This is a genomic window from Streptomyces sp. NPDC049915, assembly GCF_040656475.1.
Lineage (GTDB): Bacteria > Actinomycetota > Actinomycetes > Streptomycetales > Streptomycetaceae > Streptomyces.
Genome location: NZ_JBFAMH010000065.1, coordinates 1 through 4,729, shown reverse-complemented (window position 1 = coordinate 4,729; position 4,729 = coordinate 1). Strand labels below are relative to the sequence as shown.

Annotated in this window: 2 protein-coding genes; one reads left to right on the top strand and one right to left on the bottom strand. The window is 65.7% G+C overall.

What is annotated here, in order from left to right; all coding sequences use genetic code 11:
• Positions 1–384: 384 nt before the first annotated feature.
• Positions 385–2,802, top strand: coding sequence for a UvrD-helicase domain-containing protein (locus tag AB0J12_RS39375; RefSeq protein ID WP_363269619.1), 2,418 nt, complete (start codon positions 385–387; stop codon positions 2,800–2,802).
• Between the two features lie 111 nt (positions 2,803–2,913).
• Here AB0J12_RS39375 and AB0J12_RS39370 read toward each other — a convergent pair whose 3' ends face one another.
• Positions 2,914–4,485: a hypothetical protein gene (locus AB0J12_RS39370; RefSeq protein ID WP_363269618.1), complete on the bottom strand. Its 1,572-nt coding sequence runs from the start codon at positions 4,483–4,485 to the stop codon at positions 2,914–2,916.
• Between the last annotated feature and the right edge of the window lie 244 nt (positions 4,486–4,729).

Here is a 4,729-nt window from a genome sequence, read left to right as displayed (position 1 = left end):
GGGCACCCCGCTACGACGTCGGCAAAACCGTCAAACGCCCAGAGACCCTCAAGGCCATCGGCAAGCCCGGAAGATCTTGGTAGATAAAGAACAAGTTCAGTCGCTGTGCCGGAACCTTCCCCGCGGGTGCGGGGAGCAGCGAGACCGACCTTTTGTCACGAGCAGCACCCGTGTGCCGACCGGACCGTGCGAATGCTGCGCCGTCTTGGGAGCCACCATGCAGCAGCTTGCTATGGATCGCAGTGCTTGATCGGCCACATTTTCGATCTTTCGCAGGCGCATGCCTATTTTGATGACAGTGTGTCAGTGGCTCCTGCCAGGCTGATCGCGCGGCAGAGCTGGCTGTATCCCAGAGGCTCGCGGTGTGGGTGGAAGAGGTGTGCTGTGGTCTTGAAGGCGACGGCGGAGCAGGAAGCTGCCCGTGAGGCGTTCGCCGCAGGGCATGACTTGGCTTTGGTGGCGGGCGCGGGCACGGGCAAGACATCGACGCTCGCGATGATGGGTGCGGCCTCCCGCCGCCACGGCTTGTACGTGGCCTTCAACAAGCCCATTGCGGTGGAGGCTCGGGCGCGGTTCGGTTCGAACGTGCAGTGCCGGACATCGCATTCGCTGGCGTATCAGGCGGTTGGCAGACGGTTCCAGGGGAGGCTTGAGGCATCGCGTCACATGCCCCTGAGCCGTACGGCGCGGTTGCTGGGCTTGGACCGGGACTTGGCCGTCAACAAGAAGCGGCTGCGGGCGACGACGCTGGCGCGGCTGGTGATGGAGATGGTGCGGCGCTTTTGCTACAGCACGGATGAGCAGGTGGCGGCCCGGCACCTGGGCACGGTGAACGGGCTGGACGACCAGGGTGTGCAGTATCTGGCGGAAGTCCTGCTGAAAAGAGCGCGATGGGCGTGGGAGGACATCTGCTCTCCCGACGGGCAGCTGCCTTTTCACCACGATCACTACCTGAAGATGTGGGCACTGACCCGGCCGCGGCTGCCTGCGGACTTCGTGCTCCTGGACGAGGCGCAGGACACCAACCCCGTGCTCGAGGAGATCTTCCTCGCGCAGGACGCTCAGCGCGTGTGTGTAGGCGACCCGGCACAGCAGATCTATGAGTGGCGGCACGCGAAGGACATCATGAGCGGCTTTCCAGGGCAGCGCATGGAGTTGACACAGTCCTTCAAGTTCGGGCCGGCGATCGCGCGGGTGGCGAACCGGTGGCTGCAGGCTGCATCGTCGACGATGCGGCTCACCGGACACGCAAGCCGGGCGTCCGCACTCGAAAAGGTCGAGGTCCCGGACGCGGTGCTGTGCCGGGGCAATGCCGATGCGCTCGCCGAGGTGCTGCACTTCCTCGACGAAGGTGTCCCGGTCGCGCTGGTCGGGGGCGGCCAGCCGCTGCTGAAGATCGCCCAGGCGGCAATGGATCTGCAGGCAGGCAGGCGGACCTCGCACCACGAACTGTTCCTCTTCTCCTCCTGGGCAGAGGTCCAGGAGTATGCCGAACAGGATTCTGCGGCAGGCGATCTCAAAGCCCTCGTGGACCTGGTCGACACCTATGGCCCTCAGCAGATCATCGCGGCCGTGCAGCGCATGGCCAGCGAGGACCAGGCGCGCGTCGTGGTGTCCACCGTGCACAAGGCCAAGGGCCGTGAATGGCGGCGGGTGCGCATCGGCAATGGCTTCGCCCCGGAAGCGGGCGAGGAGGCGGGCCGCTCCGTGCATCCGGCGGAGGCGCGGCTGATCTATGTCGCGGTGACCCGGGCTCGCGAGGTACTGGATGCCTCTGGTCTTCAGTGGGCCGAAGCCCAGATCCGCACCGCCTCACGCGCCGGCGCCACCACTACCCCCGATGGGGTGCCGTTGGCAGCGCTGCCGCTTACTGGCCAGCTGCAGTATCCGCGCTCACCGATGTCGCTGTTTCTGAACCGGCATCTGCCCCGCACAGAGCGGCTCATCAGCGCCTACCAGCAACAGGTACGCACGCTGCCACCCGCGGCGCAGCCGATGAACGAACGGCGGCCCGACTACGCGGCCCTCGGACACACCATCGACTACCGGCTCAGACTCCTGCTAGGACGCAGCCCGGGAGAAGCGGTCGCCCTCGGCATCCGGCTCCTGGGCAACCTCGCACCTCTGGATGGAGCTCCGGCTGCCGGAGTACGCCAGAGCCTGCACAGCGCGGGGATCGAGCTGCTGGCCCGCTTGCGGGCCCACCTGGACGGCGCCACCCAGCTGGACGACGAAGAGCCGACCCGGCTGTGCCACGTGGCCGGCTATTTCGAGGCCGTCTACCGCAACGGAGTCTTCCCCCGGCGCCGCAACCTGCTCGCTTCCGCTGACACGCGCACCACCCTGAACGATCTGACAGCGGCGGTCCCCGCCTACGTACTGGAGGACATCAGCGACCAAATGGCGCTCGCCGAACGTCCCTTCGCGCCCTTCCGGCTCCTGCCGGAGCACAAGCGAGTATGCGGACCGGTCTTCGCCGGCAGCGCCGACCTGGGCGGCGCAGACGCCGACTTCATCGTCGACGGACTCCTCATCGACTGCAAAGCCACCATCCGCCCGCACTCCCTCAACCGCGCCGCCGTGCAGCAACTCGCCGGCTACCTGCTGCTCGACTACGACGACACCTACCGCATCGACCGCTTAGGCATCTACCTGTCACGCCACGGCGCCCTGATCACCTGGACCGTCCCTGAGTTCCTCACATCCCTGGGCGCCACCATCCCACTGCCTGCCCTGCGCCAACAGCTGAAAGACCACTTGCAACACACCGGGCAGCCAAGGCAGCAGCCGGGACACGACTGATCCGGGACCCCAGGTACTGCACACCGTTCCGCCATGTCCGACTCCCGGTAGCGGGGGCGATGACGCATGCCATGGCTGGGCTCACTCATCGCGCACAGATCCGGGTCCGGATCAGCTGTCGACGGTGTCGTCCTTCGCGGCACGCCGCACCTGCTGCTCGACGTCGAAACGGTTCAGGTTCTGGGCACCTGCGTAGCGGGTCACAGCGTTCTGGACTGCGGTAGCCGCTTCGAGCCAGATGCGTCGCTGCTTCGTACGCTCGTCAGGGGAATCGAGCTGCTCCCACTTCGCGCGTTCGAGGTTGGCCGCTCGCTGCAGAACGATCAGCGATCCTGGGAGCCCGTTCTGGTCCGGTTCGTCAGAGTGAGGCGTAGGGTCCCCTGACAGTCCCCTCGCGGGGACAGCAGGCGCCTTCTCAACGGCCGGCGCCGATGGCTGGGACGGAATGAATGGCTGCTGCAGCGGCGCCGGCGTGTCGTCTGACCAGGAGGCGGGCTGGCCGACTCGCCGTGTGAAAGCTGCGGGGCTTTCCTCAATCGCAGGGCCGGATCGACGCGGGGCCGGGTGGTCCACAGTGAGGCTCAACTCCACGCTGTAGAGGCCGCGGCGCTCAAGCGGCGCACTGGGGAAGAAGGTGGCCTCTCCGAAGGTGCACGTGAGATCTACGTCCCTGTCGGAGAAGTCAAGGCCCTCTTCAGCTAGGTGCTGCTCCTCGGGCTCAGGACCATTCTCGTTCTGGTAGTCGGCCCAGCGATCTCGGTGTGCTGCTGGCACCCACATGTAAGCGCCCGAGCGCCGGTCCTTACGGGACGCCGCGAACAGCGGCGCCACACTGCCGATGGCTGCTGCGATAAGGGTCTGGCCGACCGTCACACCTCGAGTGTTGCCCTCATAACCGGTCCATCCGGTGCCTTCATCGTCCTGAGCACGGGGAGTGTCCCACTGCAGGTGCGTTTTCCCGCAGCCCGTCTTGGCCCGCCCATTCGGGCAAGGACGCTCAGCACTCGCGGTGCACAGCCACTCAGCAAGAACGCGGTAGCCGCCCATCAGCGCGAGATCCGCCGCGTTGCTGATTTCCCGCCAGGTCAACGGTCTGGTCAGCATCCAATTTGACCGGTCGACCAAGTGGAATCTGTCGTCGTGCGTGATCCAGTTGGCGACCAGTCCGCCTTCAGCGTGTGCCCTTGACCGTCGTAGCACAGTTCCGGCGCTGGCGTTGTAGTACTGCGCTTCGCACCCCAGGCTCACTCCGCCGGCGCCCACGATCGTCACATCCGGTCGAGAAGTACGGAACTTGGTGGCCTTCTCTACGTGGACCTCCAGGCCAGCCGCCTGCCCCGTGCGGGCCAGAAAGTCCTTCATGGCCTTGTGCCGGTCGCTCTCCTCTGGCGTCATTTCGTGCGGCGTGGGCAGGTGAGCGGCGCGCAGGCGTTGCACTCCGTCGGGGCCGCGGTGCCTGCGCACGTACATGTGCGGGCTCTTGACCCCGCTCTGTTCAGCCTTGCACTGACGCCCCAGGCTTTTCGCTACGCAGACGAGCAGTTCCCGGTCTCGCTGAGCCACGGGTAGCAGCAAGCTCTCCTTCAGTTCCGACAGGCCGGGCCAGGTGCTTCCCAAGCCAAGGTCTTCCCGATCAAGGTTGAGGATCCGCTGGAGACCGGAATGGAACACGCCGTTAGTCATCGATGCCCCCGCCTGTGACGAAGTTCCGGAAAACGCGTCCTTCAACATAAAGCGCGCCACTGACAACGAGGCCAGACCGGGTATTCAGACCATCCGGAAAATCGAACCTACGTACGGTTTATGTTCGACAATCGACCGCAGGCCGGCTCCTAGTAGTGCTTGGTCAGGTCGGTATCGGTTGTGGCATGTCGCGGTGACAGGTGGGGCAGGCGCCGGTCCAGACCGCGAGGACTAGCTGCAGTTC

What these genes read in the sequence shown, in the direction of transcription:
- AB0J12_RS39370 (WP_363269618.1), bottom strand. Translation starts at nt 4,485, where the DNA reads ATGACTAACGGCGTGTTCCATTCCGGTCTCCAGCGGATCCTCAACCTT.